Annotated in this window: 20 protein-coding genes; 4 read left to right on the forward strand and 16 right to left on the reverse strand. The window is 61.8% G+C overall.

Annotated features, from left to right (window positions below):
- Positions 1 to 83 precede the first annotated feature (83 nt).
- The gene (locus QU606_RS21580) at positions 84 to 1,364 is read right to left on the reverse strand and encodes an alkane 1-monooxygenase (protein ID WP_304997494.1); all 1,281 of its coding nucleotides are present in this window, start codon (positions 1,362 to 1,364) and stop codon (positions 84 to 86) included.
- Between the two features lie 318 nt (positions 1,365 to 1,682).
- Positions 1,683 to 2,681, reverse strand: coding sequence for an alpha/beta fold hydrolase (locus tag QU606_RS21585; protein ID WP_227496808.1), 999 nt, complete (start codon positions 2,679 to 2,681; stop codon positions 1,683 to 1,685).
- A gap of 276 nt (positions 2,682 to 2,957) precedes the next feature.
- Here QU606_RS21585 and QU606_RS21590 point away from each other — a divergent pair, with 276 nt between their 5' ends.
- From QU606_RS21590 to QU606_RS21600, 3 genes are read left to right on the forward strand one after another with little or no spacing between them, the layout of a single operon-like run.
- Complete coding sequence (locus QU606_RS21590) at positions 2,958 to 4,496, forward strand: NAD(P)/FAD-dependent oxidoreductase (protein WP_168233437.1); 1,539 nt, start codon at positions 2,958 to 2,960, stop codon at positions 4,494 to 4,496.
- Positions 4,493 to 5,383 (forward strand): SDR family oxidoreductase, encoded by an 891-nt coding sequence (locus tag QU606_RS21595; RefSeq protein WP_102625095.1) that lies wholly within the window; start codon positions 4,493 to 4,495, stop codon positions 5,381 to 5,383. Before QU606_RS21590 ends, QU606_RS21595 begins: the two co-directional genes overlap by 4 nt.
- A gap of 15 nt (positions 5,384 to 5,398) precedes the next feature.
- A complete protein-coding gene (locus QU606_RS21600) occupies positions 5,399 to 6,241 on the forward strand; it encodes a metal-dependent hydrolase (RefSeq protein ID WP_304997495.1) in 843 nt (280 codons plus the stop codon).
- Here QU606_RS21600 and QU606_RS21605 read toward each other — a convergent pair.
- Positions 6,238 to 8,313 carry a PTS sugar transporter subunit IIC/EAL domain-containing protein gene (locus QU606_RS21605; RefSeq protein WP_168233436.1) on the reverse strand — a complete coding sequence of 692 codons (2,076 nt, stop codon included), beginning with the start codon at positions 8,311 to 8,313 and terminating at the stop codon, positions 6,238 to 6,240. The genes QU606_RS21600 and QU606_RS21605 overlap by 4 nt on opposite strands.
- Before the next feature lie 302 nt (positions 8,314 to 8,615).
- Between QU606_RS21605 and QU606_RS21610 the strand changes: the two genes are divergently transcribed.
- Entirely contained in the window at positions 8,616 to 8,945 is a 330-nt protein-coding gene (locus tag QU606_RS21610) for a DUF6388 family protein (protein ID WP_024075940.1), read from the forward strand.
- A gap of 7 nt (positions 8,946 to 8,952) precedes the next feature.
- Here QU606_RS21610 and QU606_RS21615 read toward each other — a convergent pair whose 3' ends face one another.
- The 13 genes from QU606_RS21615 to tssE are packed head-to-tail and all read right to left on the reverse strand — an operon-like array spanning position 8,953 to position 25,073.
- Positions 8,953 to 9,789, reverse strand: a complete 837-nt coding sequence (locus QU606_RS21615) for a serine/threonine-protein kinase (RefSeq protein WP_024075941.1) — start codon at positions 9,787 to 9,789, stop codon at positions 8,953 to 8,955.
- Complete coding sequence (locus QU606_RS21620) at positions 9,786 to 10,517, reverse strand: PP2C family serine/threonine-protein phosphatase (RefSeq protein WP_304997496.1); 732 nt, start codon at positions 10,515 to 10,517, stop codon at positions 9,786 to 9,788. Before QU606_RS21620 ends, QU606_RS21615 begins: the two co-directional genes overlap by 4 nt.
- The gene (gene tssM, locus QU606_RS21625; protein WP_168233433.1) at positions 10,514 to 13,876 is read right to left on the reverse strand and encodes a type VI secretion system membrane subunit TssM; all 3,363 of its coding nucleotides are present in this window, start codon (positions 13,874 to 13,876) and stop codon (positions 10,514 to 10,516) included. The genes QU606_RS21620 and tssM overlap by 4 nt, the downstream gene beginning before the upstream one ends.
- 15 nt (positions 13,877 to 13,891) lie before the next feature.
- Positions 13,892 to 14,758 (reverse strand): type IVB secretion system protein IcmH/DotU, encoded by an 867-nt coding sequence (gene icmH, locus QU606_RS21630; protein ID WP_304997497.1) that lies wholly within the window; start codon positions 14,756 to 14,758, stop codon positions 13,892 to 13,894.
- Positions 14,759 to 14,763: 5 nt separating this feature from the next.
- Positions 14,764 to 16,092 (reverse strand): type VI secretion system baseplate subunit TssK, encoded by a 1,329-nt coding sequence (tssK, locus tag QU606_RS21635; protein ID WP_150054545.1) that lies wholly within the window; start codon positions 16,090 to 16,092, stop codon positions 14,764 to 14,766.
- A 1-nt stretch (position 16,093) separates the two neighbouring features.
- Positions 16,094 to 16,579, reverse strand: a complete 486-nt coding sequence (tssJ, locus tag QU606_RS21640; protein WP_069077420.1) for a type VI secretion system lipoprotein TssJ — start codon at positions 16,577 to 16,579, stop codon at positions 16,094 to 16,096.
- A gap of 5 nt (positions 16,580 to 16,584) precedes the next feature.
- A complete protein-coding gene (tagH, locus tag QU606_RS21645) occupies positions 16,585 to 17,775 on the reverse strand; it encodes a type VI secretion system-associated FHA domain protein TagH (RefSeq protein ID WP_304997498.1) in 1,191 nt (396 codons plus the stop codon).
- A 15-nt stretch (positions 17,776 to 17,790) separates the two neighbouring features.
- Positions 17,791 to 17,922 (reverse strand): hypothetical protein, encoded by a 132-nt coding sequence (locus QU606_RS21650; RefSeq protein ID WP_024075948.1) that lies wholly within the window; start codon positions 17,920 to 17,922, stop codon positions 17,791 to 17,793.
- A 27-nt stretch (positions 17,923 to 17,949) separates the two neighbouring features.
- Positions 17,950 to 19,476 (reverse strand): sigma 54-interacting transcriptional regulator, encoded by a 1,527-nt coding sequence (locus QU606_RS21655; RefSeq protein ID WP_193689461.1) that lies wholly within the window; start codon positions 19,474 to 19,476, stop codon positions 17,950 to 17,952.
- Positions 19,473 to 21,911 carry an AAA family ATPase gene (locus tag QU606_RS21660; RefSeq protein WP_304997499.1) on the reverse strand — a complete coding sequence of 813 codons (2,439 nt, stop codon included), beginning with the start codon at positions 21,909 to 21,911 and terminating at the stop codon, positions 19,473 to 19,475. The genes QU606_RS21655 and QU606_RS21660 overlap by 4 nt, the downstream gene beginning before the upstream one ends.
- A 12-nt stretch (positions 21,912 to 21,923) precedes the next feature.
- On the reverse strand, positions 21,924 to 22,931 hold the full coding sequence (gene tssG, locus QU606_RS21665) for a type VI secretion system baseplate subunit TssG (protein ID WP_304997500.1): 1,008 nt from the start codon (positions 22,929 to 22,931) through the stop codon (positions 21,924 to 21,926).
- Positions 22,895 to 24,682 carry a type VI secretion system baseplate subunit TssF gene (tssF, locus tag QU606_RS21670; protein WP_304997501.1) on the reverse strand — a complete coding sequence of 596 codons (1,788 nt, stop codon included), beginning with the start codon at positions 24,680 to 24,682 and terminating at the stop codon, positions 22,895 to 22,897. The genes tssG and tssF overlap by 37 nt, the downstream gene beginning before the upstream one ends.
- A complete protein-coding gene (gene tssE / locus QU606_RS21675) occupies positions 24,672 to 25,073 on the reverse strand; it encodes a type VI secretion system baseplate subunit TssE (RefSeq protein ID WP_168233426.1) in 402 nt (133 codons plus the stop codon). Before tssE ends, tssF begins: the two co-directional genes overlap by 11 nt.
- Positions 25,074 to 25,076: the final 3 nt, after the last annotated feature.

Consider the following 25,076-nt stretch of genomic DNA (forward strand, 5'->3'; position numbering starts at 1 on the left):
GCCATAAAATCGGTAACACCAGGGCGACAGCAACCTGCGCAATACACAGATCACGAACGCCGCAAATAACGTACTACTTCAGATCAAAATGGCTGGGTCGTGCCGCTGTACTTTTCCAAGTACTTCAAACGCTGTGAAGGTTGAAGATTGGTCAGCGTGATATCACCGCCATAATGATTCAGCACACGATGATCCATCCGTCGTCGCCATAAGTAAGGTACATAGGCCCAGACAATCATGCTCGCGTAACCGTAGGGTAGTTGCGGAGATTCATCGAAGTGACGCAACGACTGATAACTACGCGTGGGGTTGGCATGGTGATCGGAATGCCGTTGCAACTGGAACAAAAAGATATTGGTGACAATTCGATTACTGTTCCAGGAATGCCGTGGCGAGCAACGCTCATAACGACCGTTGGGCAACTTCTGGCGTTTAAGGCCGTAGTGTTCGACATAGTTCACCACTTCCAGCAACGAGAAGCCGTAGATGCCCTGGATGATCAGGAATGGCACCACTGCCCAACCCAACCAGGCGATCATCGCGCCCCACAGCACCACGCTGTACATCCAGGCACTGAGCACACCATTTTTCCAATGCCAGGCCGGCAGGCCGAGTTTGCGCAGGCGCTCGCGCTCCAGGTTCCACGCCGAGCGGGCGCTGAACCACACCGAGCGCGGCAGAAAGGCCCAGAAGCTCTCACCCAGGCGGGAGCTGGCGGGGTCTTCCGGGGTAGCGACACGTACGTGATGGCCGCGGTTGTGTTCGGTGTAGAAGTGCCCATAGAACGTAGGGGCCAGCGTGACCTTGGCCAGGAACACTTCCAACGGCTTGGGCTTGTGCCCCAGTTCATGCGCGGTGTTGATCGCAATGCCGGTGGCAGCTCCCGTGGACATGGCCATGCCCAGGTAAGTGAATACGCTGATCTGACCGTGAAGCTGGGTGCGCTCGGTGATATACGCAGCGGCCTGTGCCATCCAGCTCGAAGGGTCCAGCGTGGCGGTGGCGTGCAGCAGACCGCCGTTGATGATCCAGTCGATACCGCCAGCAGCCAGCCAGCCGGTGATGACGACCGAAGCGATGACAAACAGCACACCGGTGTAGACGATCCAGCGGTAGTAGCCTTGGGACTCAAGGTGGCTGACGGCGGACTCGGGCGGGTTGCTGACGTCTTCACCGAGCAGGCCGTCGATCAACGGGATCAGGCCAAAAATCACCAGTACGCCGACCCACCACAATTGTTGTACGCCGGTGGTGATGGCGAGAGCGCCGGAGAGCAAGGGGGTTGCCAGCGGCATGATGCCGAGCCACCACAGGTGGCGCTTGCCGTCGGTCCAGACGCTTGGAGCTGCCAGGGCCTGGTTCATGGCAGCCTCCGAATGCAGTCGGTGGGCAGGCAAACGAATGGGGCGACAAACAGGCTCACGGAGCGCTGACTGCCCCGAGAAACCAACCATGCGATAAAAGACGTTTTTTTCATTATTTTATTCGCTCTTAGGCATTTCAAAAATTGTTTCAAATTATACATTGAAATAATTTTTTTAAATAAATAGCGCGGAATCGTTAGGTCGTCAACTAGTTTCTCGAGCGCTTTTTTCCGTGACCGATCAGTCTCTTTTTCAGCTGTTTAGTCAGGTGTCTAGGCCAGGCAATTGACGCCGTTGAACCGCAAGTCGGGTAACCCATTATTTACTCGCCAGGGCAAATGGCGGATGCAACAGCGTGGCGTTTTGCGCCGGTCGCACGCGCTTGGCAACCTGCTCCACCAGCACGGCCACACGCTCGGCGGCAGTGATTGGCAACATGTGTCCGCGCCCCTCCACCACTTGCAGCTTAAGCCCCGGCACCTTGCTGGCCAGGGCCTGGCCGTGTTTTTGAAAGTCCAGCACCTTGTCCTGTGCACCGTAGATCAGGCCGATGGGCAGGGTCAGTTGCGGGTAGCGCTTGACCATGTCCGGCAAGTGCTGGTTGACCAGGTTGATCTCGGTGGAGGCGGCATAGAAGTTGTCAGGGCGCATGCCGAGCAAGCCGCCACCGCGCGTGGCGAAATCGTCTGGAGCGGCATCAGGGGCGAACACGCCTTTGACCACCGAGCCTTTGGTCAGCAGGCCGACGGGCATGGTCAGGGTATGCGCCATCCAGCGTCGCAACCACGCCGGGCGCACCGCCAATGACAGGAACACCAGGGGCAACAAACGTTGGGGATGGGTCAGCGGCGCCACCAGAATCAACCCCGATACCGCATGGGGGTGGTCAAGGGCCAGCGCCAGGGCAATCGCACCGCCGAGGGAATGCCCCAGCACCAGCGGTTTGTCCAGGCCCAGCGTATTGATAAAGGCGGCGATTTGCCGGGCCTGGGCCGGCAGGTCGGCGGGCGTACCGGTGTGACGGGTGGAATAACCCGACCCCGGGCGGTCGAGGGTGATCACCCTGAAGTGCTCACGCAATCGGCCGGATAAGGCATAGGTCAGGTTGCGACTGCTGCCCATCAGCCCGTGAATCATGACCAGCGGTGGGCCTTCGCCCTCCTCGTAATAGTGAAAGCGCTCGCCCTCGACATCGACGAAACGCCCATTGCCTGGAACAGCTGCTTCGATGCGCCGTGTCATCCAGGTACTGAACCCCCATAACACGGCGCTCGCACCGACCAGCACACCCGCAGCGATAACCCATTCAACAGCCATAGCTCGGTCCTCTGCTTCCCTGCTGCCGACCGCCCGACCGGTATTGATCAAGGCCTCAGCCATCGTCCACACCTGGGACCTAAACTTCGTGCATACCCTCGCGTCCGTCGGACAGGTCGCACATAAGGAGCCAGGGACTAGCGTAGGCGATATTTTCAGGTAGATTATTTAAAATCTTTTTTAAAATAAATAATTCAATTTTCCTTTGCAATGGTGTTCTATCTAAAAGACAAAACAAAAAACAGGAGCACATTCGATGCCCATGAAGGACTGCCTATGAATGCCCACAGCGAATCCATCGACATCGCCATCATCGGTTCAGGCTTCGCCGGCCTGTGCATGGCCATCCAGCTCAAGGAGGCCGGCCTGACCGACTTCTTTATCGCCGAGCAGGCCGAGACGCTCGGCGGCACGTGGCGCGACAACCACTACCCAGGGTGCGCCTGCGATGTGCAGTCCCATGTCTATTCGTTTTCGTTTGCGCCCAACCCTGACTGGACGCGCCAATTCGCGCCGCAAACGGAAATCCGCGCTTACCTGGAGCAATGCGCCCGGCGATTCGAGCTGATGCCGTACCTGCGCTTCAACATGGGCCTGCAACGCGCCGTGTTCGATGAGCAGCAGCAACGCTGGCAACTGCGTTTCAGTGACGGGCGCCAGGTCAGCGCGCGGGTGCTGATATCGGGCATGGGGGCGCTGTCGCGCCCGGCGCTGCCGGATATTCCGGGGCTGGAGAGTTTCAAGGGCAAGCGCTTCCACTCCCAGCAGTGGGACCACGACTACCTCTTGAAGGGCAAGCGCGTGGCGGTGATCGGCACGGGCGCCAGTGCCATTCAGTTCGTGCCGCAGATCGCGCCACAGGTGGCCCATCTGGACCTGTTCCAACGCACCCCGCCGTGGATCATGCCCAAGCCCGACCGACCGATTTCTCGCGCCGAACGCTGGGCCTTCAAGCACCTGCCTTTCACCCAGCGCCTGGTACGCGGTGCTTTTTACTGGGCGCTGGAAGGTCGCGTGGTGGGCTTTGCCCTGCACCCACGGCTGATGAAGATGGTGCAGAAAATCGCCCTGCGCCACCTGCACAAACAAGTGGCCCGCCCTTCCCTGCGCAAGGCCCTGACCCCGGACTACACCATCGGCTGCAAGCGCGTGCTGATCTCCAACGACTATTACCCGGCGCTGTCACGCAGCAATGTCGAGGTGGTGACCGAGAGTGTGCTGCGCATCGAAGCCGATGGCGTGATCACCGCCGACGGTAAAAAACACCCCGCCGATTGCCTGATCTTCGGCACTGGCTTCCAGGCCACCGACCCGCTGCCCCGCGATTGCATCATCGGCCGCGACGGCGTCGACCTGATGGATGCCTGGCGCGATGGCGCACATGCCTATAAAGGCACCACGGTGCCGGGCTATCCGAACCTGTTCCTGATCATCGGGCCCAACACCGGGCTGGGGCATAACTCGATGATTCTGATGATCGAGGCCCAGGTCGCCTACATCCTCGATGCGCTCAAGCACATGCAGCGACACCGCATCGCCACGGTCGACGTCAAACCCGCCGTGGAGCACACCTACAACCAGCAACTGCAGGCCAGGCTCAAGCGCACCATCTGGAATACCGGCGGTTGCCGCAGCTGGTATCTCGATCCCCGTACCGGCAAGAACACCACGCTGTGGCCCGGTTCGACCTGGCGCTTCAAGCAGGTCACCCGGCACTTTGTGCTCAAGGACTATGTCGTCGGCCTGGCGCCGGTCAACGCACCACCGCGCGCGATAGCCGCACCCAATGCCGGTGTCGAAAGGAGCCTGTCATGAAGTCATTCAACGGCCGCGTAGCGGCGATTACCGGCGCGGCGTCGGGCATGGGCCGCGCATTGGCCCTGGCCCTGGCCAGGGAAGGCTGTCACCTGGCGCTGGCGGACAAGAATAGCCAGGGACTGGAGCAGACCCTGGCCTTGATCAAGACCTCGACCCTGTCGCCGGTGACCGTCACCACCCAGGTGCTGGATGTGTCCGACCGCCAGGCCATGGAAGACTGGGCCGCGCGCTGTGCGGCCGACCATGGCCAGGTCAACCTGATCTTCAATAATGCCGGCGTGGCGCTGTCGAGCACCGTCGAAGGCGTGGACTATGCCGACCTGGAATGGATCGTCGGCATCAACTTCTGGGGCGTGGTGCATGGCACCAAGGCATTTTTGCCCTACCTCAAGGCCAGCGGCGACGGCCATGTGATCAACACCTCCAGCGTCTTCGGCCTGTTTGCCCAGCCCGGCATGAGCGGCTACAACGCGACCAAATTCGCCGTGCGCGGCTTTACCGAAGCCCTGCGCCAGGAGCTCGATTTGCAACGGTGCGGCGTCTCGGCCACCTGTGTACACCCAGGCGGCATTCGCACCGATATCTGCCGCAGCAGCCGTATCGACGCGAACATGACCGGCTTTTTGATCCACAGCGAACAGCAGGCCCGTGCCGACTTCGAGAAGCTGTTCATTACCGACGCCGATCAGGCCGCCAAGGTGATCCTGCAAGGTGTGCGCAAGAACAAGCGCCGCGTGCTGATCGGCCGCGACGCGTATTGCCTCGACCTGCTCGCGCGCTGCCTGCCGGCGGCCTATCAGGCCTTGGTGGTGCTCGCCAGCAGACGCATGGCGCCCAAACCACGCAGGCCGATGCTTGAAACCAACGACGAATCCCGTCTCTGAACAGGAGGACGCACCATGCTGCCTATCCGTCGCGATATCCGCTTTGCCTTACCGGCTGAACGCATCAAGAACTGGCATGAGCAAGGCCCGTTCATCACGCACTTCTTCAATGCCCTGTCGCTGCTGTTTCCCCAAGGGGAGCTGTTTTTCATGGACAGCGTGCGCCACTACCGCGCGCACATCCATGACCCGCAGTTGAAGAAAGAGATCCAGGGTTTTATCGGCCAGGAAGCCATGCACAGCCGCGAACACGTGGCCTATAACGATTTGCTGCAAGCGGCGGGGCTGCCGGCGCACACCCTGGACCGACGTCTGAAATTCATCCTCGACCTGCAGAAAAAACACCTGCCGCCGTCTTTCAACCTGGCGGTAACCATCGCCCTGGAGCACTACACCGCGATGCTCGCGGAAATACTGCTCAGCGACCCGTCGCGCTTTGGCGACTCACACAAGGGCTACCAGCAGATGTGGTACTGGCACGCCCTGGAAGAAACCGAGCACAAGGCCGTGGCGTTCGATGTGTGGAACAGCGTGGTCAAGCCCGGGCCACTGCGCTATCTGTTGCGCACCGGGACCATGCTCACCACCACCCTGCTCTTCTGGCTGGTGGTGTTTGATTTTCACGTACGCTTGCTGATTGCCGACCGCAAGGCCGGAGGGCATTTAAAGGGGTTCTGGCGCATGCTCAAGTTTCTCTACGGTCCCAAGGGGGTGTTCCCAAGGATGCTGCGACCGTGGCTGCATTACTTCAAACCCGGCTTTCACCCCTGGGACCACGACAACCGCGCACGCCTGGCGGGCATAGACGGGTTGCTCGAAGAGATCGCCCGGACCGGTGGTGGCTACGAGTCGGCCTAGGCCTCGGCCAGGCTGGCGCGATTGCGCACAAAGCCTTGCAATTGATCGCCTGGCAGCGCCTTGCTGAAATACCAGCCCTGGATAATCAGCTCATTGCCTGAGTTCAGGAAGGCCAACTGCTCGGCGGTCTCCACGCCTTCGACCACCACTCCGAGGTTCAACGCCTCGCAAAAGCGCAACAGGCCGGTCAGCACCTGGGCGCCCTTGGGCTCGTGCTGGGCGACCACAAAACTGCGGTCGATCTTGATGAAGTCCACCGGAAACTGGTGCAGGTAACTCAAGGCGGAATACCCGGTGCCAAAGTCATCGATATAGATCTTGGCGCCGATGGCTTGCAGTTTCTGGAGGGTCTGGCGCGTGACCTGGATATCACTGACCAACGCGTCTTCGGTGATTTCCACCGACACCTGCCCGTGGGCCTGGGCCAGGATTTCCACCAGGCGTTCGCCATAGGCAGCATCCGTCAGGGTGGCGCTGGAAATATTGATCGTCATCGGCAAGGCAAAACCGATTTTCTGCCACTTCTGGTACTCACGCACGGCCTGGGACGCCACCCACACATCCACATCCGGCATCAGTCGCGCCTGGGCCAGCCATTGCAGAAATTCCCAGGGCGAATGCACGGTACCCTGGGCATCCCGGGCGCGCATCAAGGCTTCACAGCCGGTACACAGGCCGGTGCGGGTCGAGACCTGGGGCTGGAACTCGAGGTAGAACTCATAATCGCTGATCTGCTGGATGCGGCTCAGTTCGTTGGCCTGGCGCGCCAGCAGCTTGTGGGACGCGAGCACCGGGTCCAACTCCAGCAGGCGGCCTTTTTCTTCGAGGCCGCGAAAGGTCATGTCCAACGACTTGAGGTACACCGTACCGCCTTCGGTGGGCTGACGATGGATCGCGCGCACATAGGGCGCGTAGATCAGGGTGCCGATCACCAGCAGGGCGACTTGCAGCACTACCGCGGCCAGATCGCCGTGGGTGCTGAGGTAGGCATTGAACAGCACCGGCGCGGTAAATGGCACGCTGACCACGGCGGGCGACACCCAGCCGAGCTGCACCACGGTCAGCGCCACCATCGCATTGAAAGCCGGCACCAGCAGGAACGGAATGAACAAGCGCGGGTTGAGGATAATCGGCAAACCAAACAGCAGCACTTCGCTGACGTTGAACAACGACAACGGCAAGCTGGCTATTGCCAACAGGCGCATGGACTGGCTCCGGGAAAACAGCAGGATCGCCACCAACAGGCACAGCGCCCCGCCCGAGCCGCCGATAAAGGCGAAACTGCCCAGCAGGCCACTGTTGAGCAGGTACTTGATCGGCTCTCCGGCGGCCAAGGCGGCATGGTTCAGCACCACCGCCTGGTCCAGCACATCGAACAACGGCTGCATCGCGTACACACCGTGAATGCCGAAAAACCACAACAGCGAATTCATCAGGGTCACGAACAAACCGCTGCCGTAGGGTGATTCCAGCGCATCGATCACCTGCGGCCCCTGAAGCTCTGCCACATAGGGAATCTGCAACAGCATCGACAGCACCACCACCAAGGCCAGTGAGGTGATTGCGCCCGGCATCACCATATTGATGGTGCCCCTGAGGTTGTGGGCCACCAGGTCCTCGTTGACCAGGCGGGTCCAGCGATAGCGATGCAGCCAGGCGATCGCGGGCACATTGAGCAGCGGCGAAGCAATCGCGATAAACAGTACGAAGGTGGCCGAGGTGCGCGGGTAATCACGCAGGATAAAGGTCGCCACCACCACGTGGGCCAGGCACAGGAAGGCGACGGGCAACTGTGGCAGCCGGTATTGAATGGCAAGCATGTAACCGATGGAGGCCGCCACCAATAGCGGGATCACCGAGCTGATCTGGTTATGCAGCCCCGCCAGGAAGGTCACCAACGACGGGGCGAACCCCAGCACGCGAGCGCATTCGGACAGGATCAGAAAGGCGGCCGACACCAGCAGGCACGGCAGGATCCACAACAGTCCCTCGCGGATCGCACGCAATGACTCGGTACTGGCCAGGGCGGCCAGACGCTGGGTAAAGAACAGTTTGAACAGCGTTTGCGCCATGACCCATCCCTCTGTCCGTCGCTTACCGTCCCTGGGAGGCAGGGCCGAAAACACCGGCTAACGCTACACGTCCTGATAGCGGGAGCGAAAGGCTTTTGCAGCGCCACCCGGTTTTTTTCGGCATTCATTTCGGGGCGTTATGCTTGTCGAACTTCCTGGGTTGGCCCATCCTTGGTCCTCGACGCGCAGATCGACGATCCGCCCGTTCTGCCAGCCGGCACCCGCCATCCGTTAACGTGGCGCCGGACACTGGACGCGACTGCACCTCGACCCTGCCCCCTTTATCAACCTGGAGCACAGCCTTGTCACAACCCGGCGATAACCACCAGCTCGCCCTGGACCGATTCCTGGCAGAACATCCCGACATCGTCACGCAGTTGGATACCCTGAACCCGCTGGCGGCCCAGGCCAAAGGCGAAACCCTGGCGCAATACCGCGCCGAGCACCTGCACGAAGCCTTCGAGGCTGAAGCCGAGCGCCAGGGGCTGTTTGCCTGGGAGCTGACACTCAAGCTGACAGCGGAGTCAGCCCAGGCGTTCGAAGCCCAACGCCTCGAAGTCCACAAGGAAGTGGCGCAGATGGCCGGCATGAGCTGGGCTGACTACTGCCGGTTGCACGACGTGAACAGCTGACACCGCGCTACACAAACCAACGGCGCCACGGGCAGCCCATCATCTCACGCAACTCAGCGACGCTGATGGTGCGACGCTCGGGGTCCAGGGCCAGCGCCGTGCGTAACGCCGGCCAATAATGCCGAGGCCATTGCCGTGGCCGCGGCAGTGACTCAGCGGATGAGCGCTCCCCCGGCCGCCGTCCTTGCGCCATCTCGTAAAGCACGCACGCCACGCCGTACAGGTCGGCGGCCATTGACAGCGCATCGCCGGCCAGCAGCTCCGGCGCGGCATAAGCGGGTGTCCAGGCACCGATATGGCCGCGGCTCAGGCCCGGCAACCCGGTCGTGAGCAGTGACTGCCCCAGGCCGAAATCGAACAACCGCAGGCCCTCCTCGCTGACCATGACGTTGCCCGGCTTCAGATCGCCGTGCAGCACACCCAGGCGATGGGTATACGCCACGGCGTCGAGCAACTGCACCGCCATCGGTTGCAGTTCTCGCCAAGGCATGCCACCGGGGTATTCGAGCAGCAGCCGGTCCAGGGTCATGCCGTGCATCAACTCCATGGTAAAGAACGCGATATGCCGGTTGATATCGACGTCGAATCCATACATGCGCACCACCCGCTCATGTCGCAGGCCGCGGGCCAGGGCAAACTCGCTGTACAACAGCACATGGGCATCCGGGCACTCGGCAAAGGTTTCGCCGAGGACCTTCAAGGCCACACTGGAACACGGTTCGCCGAATTGTTCGTGCAGCAAGTCACGGGCGCGGTAGACCACCCCCATGCCTCCGCTGCCGAGTATCCGCTCCAGCTGATAACGCCCGGCGAGCAGGCTGGGTGGGGCCACGGTCGCGCTCATGACTGCACCACCACAGCAGTCAGGTCGTCCCGCGCCGTGCCGCGCATGACGGCGGCGAACAACCGGTCCACCATCTGTTGCGGCGTGCCCATGCTCAAGGCACGTCCCAGCTCGCCATGACTGAGTGACTGGTACAGACCGTCGCTGCACAACAGGAACACATCGCCTGGCCGAGTGCTGAGCTCCAGCACTTCCAGGTTCAAGGGCTCACGGGCGCCGACGGCCCGCGTCAAGGCCCGCGCATCCGGGTGGGCTCGGGCCTGCTCCAGGCTCAACTGTTGTTCATCCATCAATTGTCGAAGCAGGGAGTGGTCGCGGGACAGTTGATACAGGTTCTGCCCGCGCCACAGGTAGCAACGGCTATCTCCCGCCCACACACAGGCAGCACGACCGCCCTCCAACAGTAGCGTGACGACGGTGCTGCCCATGGTGCCATCGAGATCACCTGCGGGGCGTCTCAGCCCATGGCCCAGTTGCCAATTGAGCGATTGCAGGCATCGGCGAACGGCTTCCACGCGCTGATCGAGGCTACCCTGCCCCGACAAGGACGCCAGGCTGCTGGCCACCCATTGGCTGGCCACATCCCCGGCCCGGTGCCCGCCCATGCCGTCCGCCACCGCCCAACAGCCGCGTTGAGGGCAATCGAGGAACGCGTCCTCGTTACGCGCCCTGACCTTGCCGCGCTGCGTACGCCCCGCACTGCGCCAAGGGATGCGATGGCGGCTCACAGTCGCTCCGGCAAGCGGAACGTGCGCCAGGCCGCGATTTGAAATGGGTTGGGCATGCGCTGGCTGGTCAACAGGTAATTGGCGCGCAAACCCGAGAGGTCAGACTTGAGTATCTGCGCGTTCCGGCCATTGGCGGGCTCGCTCTGCATCAAATCGAAGAAGCGGAACAATGACCAATCTCCGCTGTTTTTCTCGATCCCCAGGGGTCGATGCGCGCCCCGCTCCAGGACCAGGCTGCTGCGACCGTTGTCGGCCTCGGTGGGCCAATGAAACGCCATGGGCACGATGGGGCCGTGGCGATATTCCAGTTGTTGATCGCCAATACGCAGGATGGCGCGACTGACCGCCTGGTCCAGGCTGTAGGGGGCCAGGGTAAAGCGCACGGACAACCCTCCTTGTTCCTCGGAAAAAAAACCGCGCCGGATCACTTGCGCCTTCGCCAGTTGGTCCAGGAAAGCACGTGATGTCGGAAAGCTGCGCCCGTCCAGGCCGCGCAAGCGGTAGCGGCTGCCCTCGGTGCTGACAAACGGGCGCAGGTAACTGTCATAGAACCGCGCCATCACACCTCGAGGCTTGAAAAAATCGGTGAAATCACTGAGCGCCACATCGCTGGTACCGTGGGCATTGAACGGGTACCGCTGGCGAATGGCCTTGGCATACACACCGTATACCTCGCTTTGATAGCGCTGGTTCACATACACATAGGCCTCGTCCAACCAGTGGCGCCAGACATCATCGGCAATGGCCTCGAACCAGGCAGACAGCGGCAGTGGCAGACGCGCAGCAGCGTCACGCAAATTGCCCAGCACATCCTGCTGGCCCTCCATGCGCCGTATAGCCTTTTGGAAGGCCGCCTGCTCCGGCGCACTCTCACGGTTCAGGGCCGTCAGTTGCAGGTGCAACTCGTCGGCCAGACGCAGGGCCTGGCTTAACTCGGCACCGGGGTTTTGCCGCTCGTCCAGCATCTGGTGCAACGGTTCGAAGCGGCGCTGCAACGCACGCCGGGCCGAATCCGGCGGCAACTGCTCCATTAGCGCGTCGCTTGCCAACTGCGCCACCGCGCCCACCTCACCGATCTGGCGCGTCACCTCATCCAGTCGCTCGCTGACAGGGAGCAAGCGGGTATTTTCCCTGACCAACTGCAACAGCTGGATCAGGGGCGACTGGGCGGACGTCAAGCTGGCAAGTTGCTCGGCACCTTGCCTGAGGCCGTCAGTCGCCTGCAGGCTGACCTGGCCCAATGCCTCACTCCAGGCGTCGGCGTACTCGCTGAAGTAACGCTGCTCGAGCTCAAGCATCAGCCGGCGTAAATCCATGGCACTCAAGTCCGTCCCTTCACCCAGCACCCAATTGTCCTGGGCAATGGCATTCACCAATCGCGGCCCCTGCGTCTCGAAATACTGCAAATACCGTTTTGTGTAGAACCCGGGGATCGGATGATCGATGGCGGCAAATACCTTGCCCTCGGCAAAGCGCAAGGGTTCCAGGTTACGCGACTGCTCGCGCAGCACCCGGTAGATCACATCGGCCAACGACTCACCGCGCAATGCCTGGCGCGCCAGGGCAACCAGTTGATCATCCACCGGTGCCACGAACGATTGCCCAAGCAACTGCGCCAGGTGCACATTCAGGCGGTGCTGTGTCGACGTATCGCCCGCATAACGTGCCGACCAATGGCCAGCCACTCGCTGCGCCAGCCAAGCCGTATCACGGCGCTCGCGCAAGGTGAGCATCAGGTAGGCACGCAGGTTGTCCAACAGCCGCTCGCGATCATCCAGGCTCGAACGCACCTGCTCTTCGAGCAACTCGGTCACCCGTGGCAATAACTGCTGTTGCAGGGCCTGCTCATACGCGCTGTCCAGCACCGGCTGACTCGCTTCTCCCTGATACAAGCCTGCACGTTCCACCAGTGGCACGTCCTGCACTGCGGGGAAAACCTGGATCGCCGCCCGCCGTGCATCCAGCAGCGGCAACACGGCCAGCGTCGCGTCCGTACCAAGTGGCAAGGCAACTGGCGTCGCCAGGTTGGCCAGTTGCTGCAAGCGATGATGGTTGACCGAATAACTGTGCATCCACAGCCAACCCGCCGCACCGATGACCAGGGTTGCGGCCACGGCCACGCCGATTTGCCGGCGACGTATGCGCTGCTGCTCCTGGCCCTGCAGACCGGCGAGGCCGGCCTCGGCAAATATCACCCGGTTGAACAAGCCCTGGATGAAGTGCGAGCCGCGCTCACCGGCGCAGGTCAAATAGAACCCGCGCAGTCCGTTGATACGTTGATAACGATGCGCGGAAAAAGCCAGCTCGATAAATGCGCACAGGCGTTCGCCGACTCGCGCCATCTGTTGCGGAAAGTCGAGTGTCAGCCCGCGCTGCTCAACACTGCGCTGCGCGTGCAAGCGCTGAATCAACTCACCCCCCAGGCGTTGCAGCAGCGTCTCGAACGCCTGGCGCACCTGGGTGACTTCAGTGCCGGCCTTGCCGGTGATCAGCTGTTCACCCAGTACGCCTTCGGCGGCGTCGGCCTGGGGTGAGTCGAAGTATTCGGCAAACCCCGTCAACCGATCGGCCTGGGTCAGGACCAGGTAGATCGGCACATCGACATGCAACGTCTGCTGGATTTCCTGCAAGCGCGTGTGAATGTGACGGGCGTGATGGTCCAGATCCAGCGGGTGGCTGCCAACCAGCGTTTCCATCGACAAGGTCACCACGACACCATTGAGCGGGCGGACCTGGCGTCGCGCCCTGAGCAGCCTGAGCAAGGTCAACCAGCCCGCGGCATCCACGGCACCGTCCGGTTGCGTCAGGTAGCGTCCGGCGGTATCGACCAGCACCGCGTCGTCGGCAAAGTACCAATCACAGTAGCGGGTCTGGCCCGTCGAACTCGGCTCGACACGGTCCAGCGGAAACGGCAACCCACTGGCCGCCAGCAAGCGCGTCTTGCCACTGCCCGCCTCGCCGATCAACAGGTACCAGGGCAGCTCATCACGCCAACGCTCGCTGCGTTCAGCATACCGGCCAGAGGTTTTCAGGGTATGCAGCGCCTCCCTGAAGCGGCCACGCACTTGTTTCTGCTCGTCCTCGATGCGCCCCTGTTGCTCATGATGCGCCTGGTGTCCGGGCTTTTTCAGCCGCGCGGCGCGGCGCCCGCCGGCCAGGACCATCGCCAGCCCCCACAACAGAAACACCACGCAGACGGTCAACAGGCGCGATGTCGGTGCGGCCCAGAACCGATACCCGTCCACCGCGAGCAAGGGTCCGAAAAACCATACCAACAGCGCGACTGAAAGCACCAGCAACAAGCTCCAGACCCAAATCGTAGCCAGCACGGTGCCCGCGCCCTTGAAGAATGCGTTCATTCATTGCTCCCAGCGTTACAGGGGCGTCCGAGTCAGATCCGGCGCCGAAATTTGAAAAGGTTGCAGCACCTGTGTGCGCTCTTTGCCCAATACCCAGGCAAACCCCGAATAGATCGCCAGCATGCAGCCCAGGCAAAGGATTCCAACCCAAAGGGTCGGCAGCTTGCGCGGGGCTTTATGGCGTACGGGCTCCACCCGTGGCGGTAATACAGAGACAGGCAGCGGCGTGCCCCGGACATGCCTGACCTGGCGATACAAAGCATCGCGCACCGCTTCAAGTTGCAGCACGCCACGCTCCATGACCCGATATTTACCCTCAAACCCCATCGCCAGGCACAGGTACATCAATTCCAGCAGCGCAATGTGCTTGACCGGGTCTCGGGACAGTCGCTCCAGCAGCTGGAAAAACTTTTCGCCGCCGAACGTTTCGTTATGGAAGCGGCTCAGCAGGCTGACCTTCGACCAGTCGCTGCGACTGCCCCAGGCGGTGGTCACCACCGCTTCGTCGATCACGCTGCACAACACATAACGCGCCGACATGACCTGGCCGTTTTCGCTCCCCTCATGTAAGGCACGAGTCTCGAATTGGGTGACCCCTTCCGACAGCCGATCATTCAGTGTTTGCAAGCTTTCCCGGCCGCAATGGCCCCTGAGCCGGGCCACCTCCGCCAGTAATTCCCAAGCGACCGCAACCAGCGGGTTAAGCCCCATATTGAAGGTCTGCGCGCCCTGCAAGCGGGCCGCATAGATCATTCGGTCTTCCAATTGCTCGAAGCGCGGTGGCGTGGGGAAATCGGTGATCGCGCCCTGCGCCGGCCCCCGTCCTTCACGATCAAGCAGGACAGTTTTTTCGTCCTGTGGGTATTCACGGTCCGTGGTCATAGTGTTCAGTTCCTGATGGCCCAGAAGGTGAGTTCAAGCTCGGCAAACTCGCCGCCGACATGGAAGGCAAACCCACCCGAATGCTCCAGTTGCGTGATGTCCCGGGCGCTGAGTTCGAGCATGAAATAGGTTTTGCCGGCATGGAACGGCAACTGGCGCGGCGCCACCGGCAGCGGCTTGACCTTGATGCCCGCCAGATGCAGGTTGACCAGTTCGCGTATACGCTCCACCGGGCCGATCTTCAGATGCGCCGGCAAACGGTGACGAAGCTCATCCGAATCACACTGCGCGCTGGCCGTCAGGATGAAGGTCGCGCTGCCGAGCAGCTTGAGGTCGCTCACCGGGCATACCAGCACGCCGTATTGACGCTGTTGCAGCGCGAGCTCCATGGCATGCTGCTCCAGCACCATCGACAGCATGGAGCGAATGCCCTCCATCAGCCCACGAAAGCTGGCGCCCTGGTCGTTGTGCCGATACCGCACGTCCAACGGGGCACGCTTGCTGTCATGGGCGAACGTCGATAACTCACCGAGCATCGACAGGCACTCGCGGAACACCGTTTCCGGACGAACCTGAACCTGGCCCAGATAGTGACGCAGGACCCACTCGCAACGATTGACCAGTTGCAGCATCAGAAAGTCGCCGATCTGCGAACCGGCGGCGGCACCGTTGCCCTGGATACGCTCTGCAATGGCGTCGCCTCGGCAGGCCAGCAGGCTGATCACCTCCTTGAGGCACGACGATACATAAGCCGATCCCTGGACATACATGAAGGTCGGGCTGAACTCCGGGTCCAGGCTCACGCCCTCTTCATCCGTGCAATCCACAACCTGGGCGACCTTGAGCATCACACACGCCTGGTCACTGTGATGCTCCCCCAGCAGCAGGCGCAGGTCCGGACGGCCGCAGTGAATCTGACAACGTAAATCGACACCGGCATTGGAGTCGCCAACGTCCATCGGCCAGGTGATATAGCGTGCCCAGACATCGGCCTGGTCCTGCTTGCGCGCCTCGATCTGGTTGTGGGTCGTCAACGGCAACGCAAGATAGATCCCTTGCCTGCCCGCGTTGGCAGGTACCTGCAGGACCAGCGGCTCCATGGCGGCACTCAACTCGAAGAGGCTGCCGTCGGGTAATACACCACTGGCTTGGTTGACGACGATCTTGCCCAGGCGCAGGTACTGCAGGTCGATTTCAAGGGTGATGAAACCCCAGGTGTCGCAGCCCAGCAGGCGGGTGCGGTTGAGTTGCTGGTTGTAGTAACGATCGTTGTGTTGCAGGTGCTGGGGCCGCAACAACATGCCTTCCTGCCAAATGACTTTATGAACGAGCATATCAATCCTGCCTCGCACCAGAAATCGGGTTGGCGACCCGGATGCCAGCCTTGTCAAGCACCAGGCTGGCCCGGGTCAGTTTCTGCGGGTTAAGCGACACCACCATTCGCCACTGCACATGGGGCAGGTCTCGATAGGCGGCCAGCACCCCCACATAACGGCTCTGCGGTTCAACCTTGAGCTTGAGCTCCAGCCGTTCGCCGGGGCGCATTTCCAGCTCCTCGCTGCTTACCCAGTCCTTGGGCAAGGCTTGCTCGGCACGCCCGTAAAGGCTGAAAAAATCGGCGTTCTCGAAGGCCACGGGATGGCGCAGCTCGAGCAAGTGCACCACGATCGGCGAGGGACGCCCGTGCAGGTCGGGGTTGACCTGATCGCTGGCGACCAGCTTCAGGTCCAGCTTGGTCACGGTAGAAAAAGGCGACAGGGTGCTGCACCCGGTCAACAGGCTGAATACCACCAGCATGGATGCAACGGCGGCTCGATACATGATCATCATCCCGGGTAGTCCACATGAAGGGTGGAGATCAGGCGGACCTGCTCGTCATAGGCTCTGGCGAAGTCCTTGCCCAACAGGTGTCCCGTGAGCGGTTCAGCCTCGACCAGGCGCTGGTAGTGACGTTGATAGGCGCGCCATTGGGCACCGTCGGTGTTGAACCGGGGCGATTTGTCCTGGCGCTCGAAACACAGCAGCAGATAGCTGGGGGCGAACGCTTCCCGCGCGCTGCGCGCCGCGGCACGACATGCCGCCAGCAATGCAATCTGATGCGTCTGCATATCCCGGTGCACTTGAGTGATCGCCAGGTCGGCGGGCAGTTGGCCAAATTCGCTGATGCCCAACAATGCGGCCAACGCCGTCTCGGCATCCGCGCACTGCCTGAGGGGGTTTGGGCTGTTCACAACGGGAGCGGCGGGCGCCAGGTTCGATTCACTTTTCAGTTCGTCGCAGGTGCGCAGGTTGTGCTGCAACCCCTCGATACTCAGCTTGAGCAAGCCGGCGACCTTGATCGCCAATGCCTCTCGCGCTGGCCTGTCAACGTCGTCGAGGCGGATCCCCAGCGCTGCCGCAAACTGCGTCCAAAAGGACTCGTTGTCCGCTGGCGCAGTGACAACCTGCGGGCTCGGCGGCACCTCCAGGTCGGGCTCCACCCATCGAGGCAAGACCAGATGGTCTCGGTCCGCCGCGTTGTGAGTCATCCACTGCCCCGGTTCTTGGGCGACAGTACTCAATGCGTCCAGCCCGTCCAATGACGGATGGGTGAGGTCCTCATCATCCAGCGCCTGCATGGGGTCCAGGGCCAGGAAAGCATCGTCGGGAATCGGCCCCGGTGCCGTAAATCGCCGCGCGCCGGGCGGGGCCGGCGGCTCGATAAGCCTTGCGCGTATCGCCAATGCCCCCAGTTGAAAAAGATCACCGTCGGCGATCAGTCGCGCCTGCCCTTTATTCAGGCGTTCACCACTGTCGGCCACACAAATGCCATTGCTGCTGATGTCCGTCAGAAAGTAGCGACCTTCACGGTAGCTCACCAGCCCATGGTGACTGGACAACAGTCGACTGGCATCGGGGATCACCCAGTCGCAACCGGCCCCGCGACCGATCACACCGCCGACACCGGCAAACGTCTTGCGAGCGCCGGCCAGCGGCTCGGTGCCAGCGCCGTCATACACTTCAAATACCAGTTGCATGCTCGGGTCCTCCATTCACTGGCCGCGACTGGTCGCTTGCGGGTCGCCCAACGGACGGTAGTCAGCATCATCGAAGACATAATTGGCGTTACAGCCGCCCAGCACACACAACACAAGCAACATGGCTTGCCACAGACGATCAGGCATCGGGTATCTCCCATAGACACAAGGCATTCAGCACTCCCCCTTGGCTTCACCAACAGGAATATTCAAGCGGGCAAGCCGGTAGAGCAGCGTGCGGCGAGCGACGCCCAGCTCACGGGCGGTGCGTGTTCGATTACCACGGTTCTTCTGCAGGCAATCGATCAGGACCATGCGCTCCACCCTCTCCAGGCGCTGGCGTAATGTGGTCTCTACAGCGGCCTCCGTTCGCGGCGACAGCGCCAGGTGCAGCGGCAGGATCACACCGTCATCACACAGCAGCACCGCGCGCTCCACCAGGCACTTGAGTTCGCGGACATTGCCGGGGAAGCCATGACTCGTCAGTTGATCCAGGGCCGCGCTTGACCAGCCAACAGCTGGCCGACCGAGTGCCATACAGGCCTCGTCGGCGAAATGACGCGCCAGTTGCAGCGCGTCGCCGTCGCGCTCACGCAGCGCCGGCAACTCGATGGGAAACTGCGCCAGCCGGTAATACAGGTCTTCGCGGAAGGTCCCCTGGGCCACCATGGCAAGCAGGTCACGGTGAGTCGCCGCGATGATGCGGACATCGACCTTATGGGAAGCATTGGCCCCCAGCGGACGCACCTCTCCTTCCTGCAAAACGCGCAGCAACTTGGCCTGCAGTGAGAGCGGCATGTCACCGATTTCATCCAACAGCAGCGTGCCGCCATGGGCTGCATCGAATAACCCGACGTGGTCGCGCTGGGCCCCGGTAAATGCGCCCTTGCGGTAGCCGAACAGCTCGCTCTCCAACAGGCCTTCCGGAAACGCGGCGCAGTTCTGCACCACGAACGCTTTAGCGCTGCGCGGCCCGGCGGCGTGGATGGCCCGCGCCACCACTTCCTTGCCGGTACCGGTCTCGCCACGCAGCAACACGGTGTACGGCGTGTGCAGGACCTTACCGATCAAGCGGCAGGTCTCGTTCATCGCAACACTGTTGCCGATCAAGCCGTACACACGAGTGGCGGACGCTCTCGATTTGAGCCGGGTGACCTCCGATGCGGGCTGCATCCGTCGCAACAGGCTCAATTGCGCCAGCGCGAAGCCGCCAAGGCGCGCCAGCGAGGCAACATAACCTTGCAATTGGGCTGGGCGCGGGCTGGCGCACAGCAATACCCCCATGATGGTTTTGCTGCGCCCCAGCAGCGGTATGCAAGACAGGCAATGCCAAGGCTGCGCCACTGCCGGCAGGAACCCGGTGTCATGCACGCACTGGCTCAGGTCATCCAGGGTAAGGGGCTGCCCTTGGGTCAGCACGTAGTGCAACAGAGGTTCATGCTGGGAGCCAGGGCCCGACGCTGGGTCGCCCGGCGGCAGCGCCCCGTGGAGATGCTGGGCGATCAGCTCAAGCCTGCCCGCCGGCTCATCGAACAGGTACAGCTGGCTGAGTTCACACTGGCTCAGTTGCGCAGCGCCGGTCACGCACAAGTCCGCCAGCGTGGTTTCGTCGTGTTCATGGCCCAGTCGGCAGAACCAGCCGAGCAAGGTCTCGGCATAGGTCAGGGGATGGGGTAATGGGGTAAACAGGTTTTTCATCATTGACCGAACTCGCAGACTGGCCGACCGCTGCTATCCAGCCGTGCATGAACCCGTGACAGACCTGCATGGCCCACCGTTGCAGCCAGCAGCCGATCAGCGATCTGCGGCAGCAGGTCCGACTCGATCCACTGATCGATCGCGCGCGCTCCGCTGTCACCGTGTGTGCAGAGCCGGACCATGTGCGCCACCAGCTCGGGCGTGTGGGTAAACGCCAACTGGCGTTGCTGTAATCGCTGGCCAAGGCGCGCAAGCTTGAGGCGTGCCACGTCATTGAGCACCTCACCCGTCACCGGGTAATAGGGCACCACCCGCATCCGGGCCAGCAACGCCGGTTTGAAGTGTGCCCGCAGCGCGGGGAGGATCGCGGCTTGCAATACCTCGATGTCCGGGCGCAGGCCGTCGGCGCACGCCTCACTGATGCAGTCGCTGCCAAGATTGGAGGTCATCAGGATCAACGTATTACGGAAATCGATCTCCCGCCCTTCGCCATCATTGGCCAAGCCCTTGTCGAAGACTTGGTAGAACAGGTTCAACACCTCCGGGTCTGCCTTCTCGACCTCGTCGAGCAACACCACCGAATAAGGGCGTTGCCGCACCGCTTCGGTCAGGACACCCCCTTCGCCGTAGCCCACGTAACCCGGAGGTGCACCGATCAATCGAGACAGTGAGTGTTTTTCCTGATACTCCGACATATTGATGAGGGTGACGAACCGCTGGCCTCCGTACAGCAGGTCGGCCAGCGCCAGCGCGGTTTCGGTCTTGCCCACACCGCTGGGGCCGGCCAGCAGGAATACACCTACCGGCGCATCGGGTTCGTTGAGGCCGGCAGCTACGGCCCGCAGGCTGCGATCAAGCGCCTGCACGACCGGCTCCTGTCCCAGAATGCGTGCTCGCAAGGCATCGGCGAACCCCAGGACTTTTTCGCTGGGTTCAAGGGCCACTTGCTCGACGGGAATCCCGGTCCACGCACTGATGACCTGGGCCACCAGGCGCGGGCACACCGTCGGGCTTGCCGTCGGCTGCTCGCGCTGTTCAACCCAGCACTGCTCCAGGGCCTGGCGCTCCTGCTCCAGGGCATCCAGTCGCAGGCTCAAGGCTTGCAGGGCCACCTCATCGACCGGCAACCCGACCTCGGCATCCCTGCGCAGCGCCAGGTGTTGCCGCGTCCCTTCGGCAAGCTCGGCGACCAGGCATTGCAAGGCTTCGGGCCGCGCCGATAAGCACGTGCGAGCCCTTGCGCACGCCGTATCCAGCACATCCACCGCTTTATCCGGTAGCTGGCGCCCGGCCAAATACCGCGCGCTCATGTGCGCTGCCGCGACAACCGCATCATCGCGCACGTATACGCCATGGCTGGCCTCATAGACCGGCACCAGTCCACGCAGGATCGATACCGCGGCCTCGACACTCGGCTCACCTACCCGTACCGGTTGAAAACGCCGCGCCAATGCGGGGTCCTTTTCGATGTATTGCTTGTACTCCGACCAAGTGGTGGCGGCGATGGTCCGCAGTTGACCGCGGGCCAACGCAGGCTTGAGCAGGTTGGCGGCATCCGATGCACCACCCGGTCCCGCGGCCCCCACCAGCATATGAGCCTCGTCGATAAACAGGATCACGGCCTGGGGCGAGGCGTTGACTTCGTCGATCACGCCCTTGAGGCGGCGCTCGAATTCGCCCTTGATACCAGCCCCCGCTTGCAGCAGCCCCATATCAAGGGTCAGCACGCGCACATCCTGGAGGGCTGGCGGTACCTGCGATGCGACCACTTGCAGGGCGAAGCCTTCGACAATCGCCGTTTTCCCGACGCCGGCTTCTCCGACCAGGATCGGGTTGTTCTTGCGTCGACGCACGAGGATGTCGATCAATTGCCGGATTTCACCCTCCCGGCAGATGACAGGGTCGATCAAGCCTTCACGGGCCTGGCGCGTCAGGTCCTGGGTAAAACGCTGCAACCATGATTCAGCCACCACTGCCTGGGCTTGTGCGCCCTGGCTCAATAAGAAGTCACGTACGCGATCAGCGTCCAAACGGCTCAAAATACCTTGATAGCCGCTGCCGGCGTGCTCCAGGGGATGACGTAACAGCGCGAGCAACAGGGCGCCCTGGTCAACGTCATGTCGCCCCAGTTCAAGGTGCGCAACCATCAACGCCTGTTGCAACCACTGCACCAAAGCCTGGGCGAACACCGGGTTGCGGGTTGCACACTGCGCGGTCTTTGGCTGCAGCGTCGCCTGCAGTTCGTGCAGCGCTACGTTGGCCTCTGCCAGCGCCTTGGCCAACACGCCATCGGCGTGCTCCAGCAGCGCCAGCAGCAGGTCCTCCACCAGCACTTCGCGACCGCCCCGGGCGATACAACGTTCAGCCGAGCGTTCCAGGTCGCTGCGGGTTTGCGCCGCCAATGTCCGTATCAATTGTTGCAGGTCTACATTCATCATAATCATCAGTCCTTAATGCGCATTGCCAGCCAGCGTGACCACACCATCCGCCCGCTCATGCCCCAGCCAACTGGTCCATCCCAGGCGACACACATTGCGTTCGCCGATATGCAGCGCGCGGATCTCCCCTTCGGCGAGCACCAGGCGCACGTCATATTCCAGCGGTGCGCGCGCGGTTAAGCGCAGCAGTGCACATAAGGGGCGCAGGTCCTCCCCGGTCGGCAGGAACTGGTGAAATCGTTGCCAGTCGAGCCCGAGCACATGCACGGTGAACTTGCCGCTGCAATCGGTGACCCGACTCCCCAGCACCAGGTCCTGGCCGAGCGTGTGGTTGGCCACCCCCAGCCGATTGCGCTGCTGTCCGTTGATTGACACGCTGCGTTCAACCCACTGTTCGATGAACAACCGGCGGTGCTTGAAGTAATGGCGCATCACCGTCTCAATCATTGCCGCCGAATGCGCGCGCAGGCTCAGCAGCCCCAGGTAAGGCAGCAGCCGTTTGCAATCCAGCGCTGCCGCCCGACGAATGTCCTGGCCTCCCAGTCCGATCAAGGCAAACATCTGCGCCGAGAACGCATCACTGGCGCCCCGTCGGAAGCAGGCTCGATAACGATATTTGCGCCAGATCGGCAGCATCAGCCGTTGCAGGCGGTGGTGAAACACGTCCAGGAAATCCCGGGTGGCGTTACCGCCTGACACCTCTGCGTACGCCTGCTCCGCGTAGAACGCGGGCAGTGGTGACCCCGCGCCACATAGCCCGAGGACATTGAGGCGAAGCCGCGCGCGCAATTGACCGTACTCCACAAAAAACTCCACTCGATCGATGTCGTGTCCGGGAAAGCCCAAGCCTGGATTGGCCTGGAATTCCAATTGGTCATACAACGCGTCCTCATCCAGCAGTGGATGGGCATCACGCAAGCGCTCGATCACCTGTAACACCGCCTGGAACAGCGAGTACTCGCGGATGAAACGGGACAGTTCGGTTAAAGCAGGGGCTGCTCGCCCATGCGGGGTGGCCATAGGTACACATCTCCTTGTGTGCTGATCACTCGCAATTCGTGATACGAATTCAAGCTGGCGTACAGCGCAAAAAACTCATTGAGCACCGAAGCGAATACAAAGGTTTCGCCCTGGCCGAGGAAGCCTTGGGTATCGATCGACAGGTCCACCCGCACACCGCGAATCGGCAGGCCATTGAGCAATCGGTCGACGGCTTCGTGCCGGATGCCGCGCAGCGCTCCCAACCGCTTTGCACTGATCTTCTGCGCCTGGCGGCTGTGATAACGCGGCAGGTCGTAGGTTTCGAGGATGACTTTCAGGGCATTGATATCGGTCAACGACAGGTAGTTGAGCGACAGGTTGCTGATCAGTCGCCACAGGAAGTCCTGGTCCAGGGGCGGAGCAAGACTCGTGGTCGGCACGGTGATATTTCGAAACGCCAGAAATTCCGGGGTCTGCTCGCAGGGCTGGTTGACCTGCCCCACCTGTAGCTGCAGCGGCAGGTTCTGATTGGTGCAGGTCAACTCGATCGACAGTGTTTCCTGTTCGTGCCCCTGGTCACGCTCAAACGCGATCCAGGTGTCGAGACCGGCATGCTGTGCCGATGCACGCTGGCGAAGGCTGTAGCTGGGGGCCATGTTCGAGGCTGGGGTGGCGCTGTCGTGTTCAAAGGACTCGAACGGTACGTAATGCCGATAACCCAGGCCACCCGGGCGCCATCCCGTCACGCTGTCCACGGAAAACACCGCGGCGTTGCCGCGGGTATATTCCCCAGGCACCAGCAGGTACTCATCCTGCTTGCCGTCCAGGCGAACGGGCACGGCATCATGGTTGAACAGATTGACGATGGGGGTGCAATAGAGCTTCACGTTGTCCAGGCCGGGGCGTTGCGGCTCATGCCCCTGGGTGCGCAGTTCAAAACGCATCACCATGCCACGCACCCGTTTGAGCAGTGCCTGGGGCACCCCATGCAACCGATCCAAACCGCCGACATCCACGAACAGGTATTTGTCAGGGAAGGCAAAATACTCCTGCAGCAGGCGATAACCACGGAAGGTATTTACTGGGTAAGGAATCAACGCCTGTTCTTCGCAGAACCCCACCGGGCGTACCTGGCTGGCACACAGCCGCAGCGACATTGCCTGCCCATCGGTCCCGTTGACGGGCTGGCCGTCATCACCGAGAAGCAACAACTCGATGCCGTCGAGATGACGCAGCAGGCCCAGGTACAACCCCTGGCTGACGTGGCGATCCCCGGCCAGGTGCAACCGCAACGTGTCGAACACCAACTCACTGAAATTCCCCGGGGCGCTCATGTCCAACCGCAGGTCCAACAAGGCTCGCTCACCCTGGAAGACATACGTCACGGCGCTCAGTTGCAACGGCATGACCTGGGTGCTGTAGCAGGTCCGAAAGCGACAGCGCTCGCCATTGATGGCCGCGCTTTCCACTGCGGTGTCGCGCGCCACCCGGACAGCAGGCCCTGCCCGTTTCAACGGATCGAACTGCAAGATGCTGAACGATGGCAGAGGCCGCATGTAGTTGGGCCACAACAACTGCATCAACGAATGGGTCAGTTCGGGTAATTCGTCATCCAGTTTCTGCCGCAGGCGGCCGGTGAGAAACGCAAAGCCTTCGAGCAAACGCTCCACGTCCGGGTCCTGGCCGGCCTCTGCGAGAAACGGTGCCAAGGCTGGATTGCGCTCGGCGAAACGTCGCCCCAGCTGACGCAAGGCACTGAGTTCGCTTTGGTAATAACGATTAAAGGTCATCCGGCGCAACCTCGACCTGCCCACCATCACCCAGAAGCGCACTGAACACCACCGGTTGCCTGATTCCATTGGCGAGCAGTGTGGCCTCGATGGCAAATGCCAGGACCAGGGGATCGCGGTCGCGGGGCAATAGCCTTACGCGCACGTTCGCCAAACGCGGCTCATAGGCCTGGATAAACCGTTCGATCGACAGGCGCGATCGGCTCAATGATTCGTGCAGGCTCAGGCGCAGGTCATTGAGATCCGGCAAGCCGTAGTCGTGCAGTATCTGGACACTGCCCGCACGCGTGCTGAGCATCTTGCCCAGGTGCGTCGCGATGGACGCCACGCTGTTCGCCTGGGCATGTGCCTGGCCGTCAAGGCGCTCGAATAGGCTGCAGTAATGTGTCATCCC

This window comes from Pseudomonas sp. OVF7 (assembly GCF_030644265.1).
GTDB classification, from domain to species: Bacteria; Pseudomonadota; Gammaproteobacteria; order Pseudomonadales; family Pseudomonadaceae; genus Aquipseudomonas; species Aquipseudomonas gorinensis.

What these genes read in the sequence shown, in the direction of transcription:
- QU606_RS21580 (WP_304997494.1), bottom strand. Translation starts at nt 1,364, where the DNA reads ATGAACCAGGCCCTGGCAGCTCCAAGCGTCTGGACCGACGGCAAGCGC.
- QU606_RS21585 (WP_227496808.1), bottom strand. Translation starts at nt 2,681, where the DNA reads ATGGCTGTTGAATGGGTTATCGCTGCGGGTGTGCTGGTCGGTGCGAGC.
- QU606_RS21590 (WP_168233437.1), top strand. Translation starts at nt 2,958, where the DNA reads ATGAATGCCCACAGCGAATCCATCGACATCGCCATCATCGGTTCAGGC.
- QU606_RS21595 (WP_102625095.1), top strand. Translation starts at nt 4,493, where the DNA reads ATGAAGTCATTCAACGGCCGCGTAGCGGCGATTACCGGCGCGGCGTCG.
- QU606_RS21600 (WP_304997495.1), top strand. Translation starts at nt 5,399, where the DNA reads ATGCTGCCTATCCGTCGCGATATCCGCTTTGCCTTACCGGCTGAACGC.
- QU606_RS21605 (WP_168233436.1), bottom strand. Translation starts at nt 8,313, where the DNA reads ATGGCGCAAACGCTGTTCAAACTGTTCTTTACCCAGCGTCTGGCCGCC.
- QU606_RS21615 (WP_024075941.1), bottom strand. Translation starts at nt 9,789, where the DNA reads ATGAGCGCGACCGTGGCCCCACCCAGCCTGCTCGCCGGGCGTTATCAG.
- tssM (WP_168233433.1), bottom strand. Translation starts at nt 13,876, where the DNA reads ATGAACGCATTCTTCAAGGGCGCGGGCACCGTGCTGGCTACGATTTGG.
- icmH (WP_304997497.1), bottom strand. Translation starts at nt 14,758, where the DNA reads ATGACCACGGACCGTGAATACCCACAGGACGAAAAAACTGTCCTGCTT.
- tssK (WP_150054545.1), bottom strand. Translation starts at nt 16,092, where the DNA reads ATGCTCGTTCATAAAGTCATTTGGCAGGAAGGCATGTTGTTGCGGCCC.
- tssJ (WP_069077420.1), bottom strand. Translation starts at nt 16,579, where the DNA reads ATGTATCGAGCCGCCGTTGCATCCATGCTGGTGGTATTCAGCCTGTTG.
- tagH (WP_304997498.1), bottom strand. Translation starts at nt 17,775, where the DNA reads ATGCAACTGGTATTTGAAGTGTATGACGGCGCTGGCACCGAGCCGCTG.
- QU606_RS21650 (WP_024075948.1), bottom strand. Translation starts at nt 17,922, where the DNA reads ATGCCTGATCGTCTGTGGCAAGCCATGTTGCTTGTGTTGTGTGTGCTG.
- QU606_RS21655 (WP_193689461.1), bottom strand. Translation starts at nt 19,476, where the DNA reads ATGATGAAAAACCTGTTTACCCCATTACCCCATCCCCTGACCTATGCC.
- QU606_RS21660 (WP_304997499.1), bottom strand. Translation starts at nt 21,911, where the DNA reads ATGATGAATGTAGACCTGCAACAATTGATACGGACATTGGCGGCGCAA.
- tssG (WP_304997500.1), bottom strand. Translation starts at nt 22,931, where the DNA reads ATGGCCACCCCGCATGGGCGAGCAGCCCCTGCTTTAACCGAACTGTCC.
- tssF (WP_304997501.1), bottom strand. Translation starts at nt 24,682, where the DNA reads ATGACCTTTAATCGTTATTACCAAAGCGAACTCAGTGCCTTGCGTCAG.
- tssE (WP_168233426.1), bottom strand. Translation starts at nt 25,073, where the DNA reads ATGACACATTACTGCAGCCTATTCGAGCGCCTTGACGGCCAGGCACAT.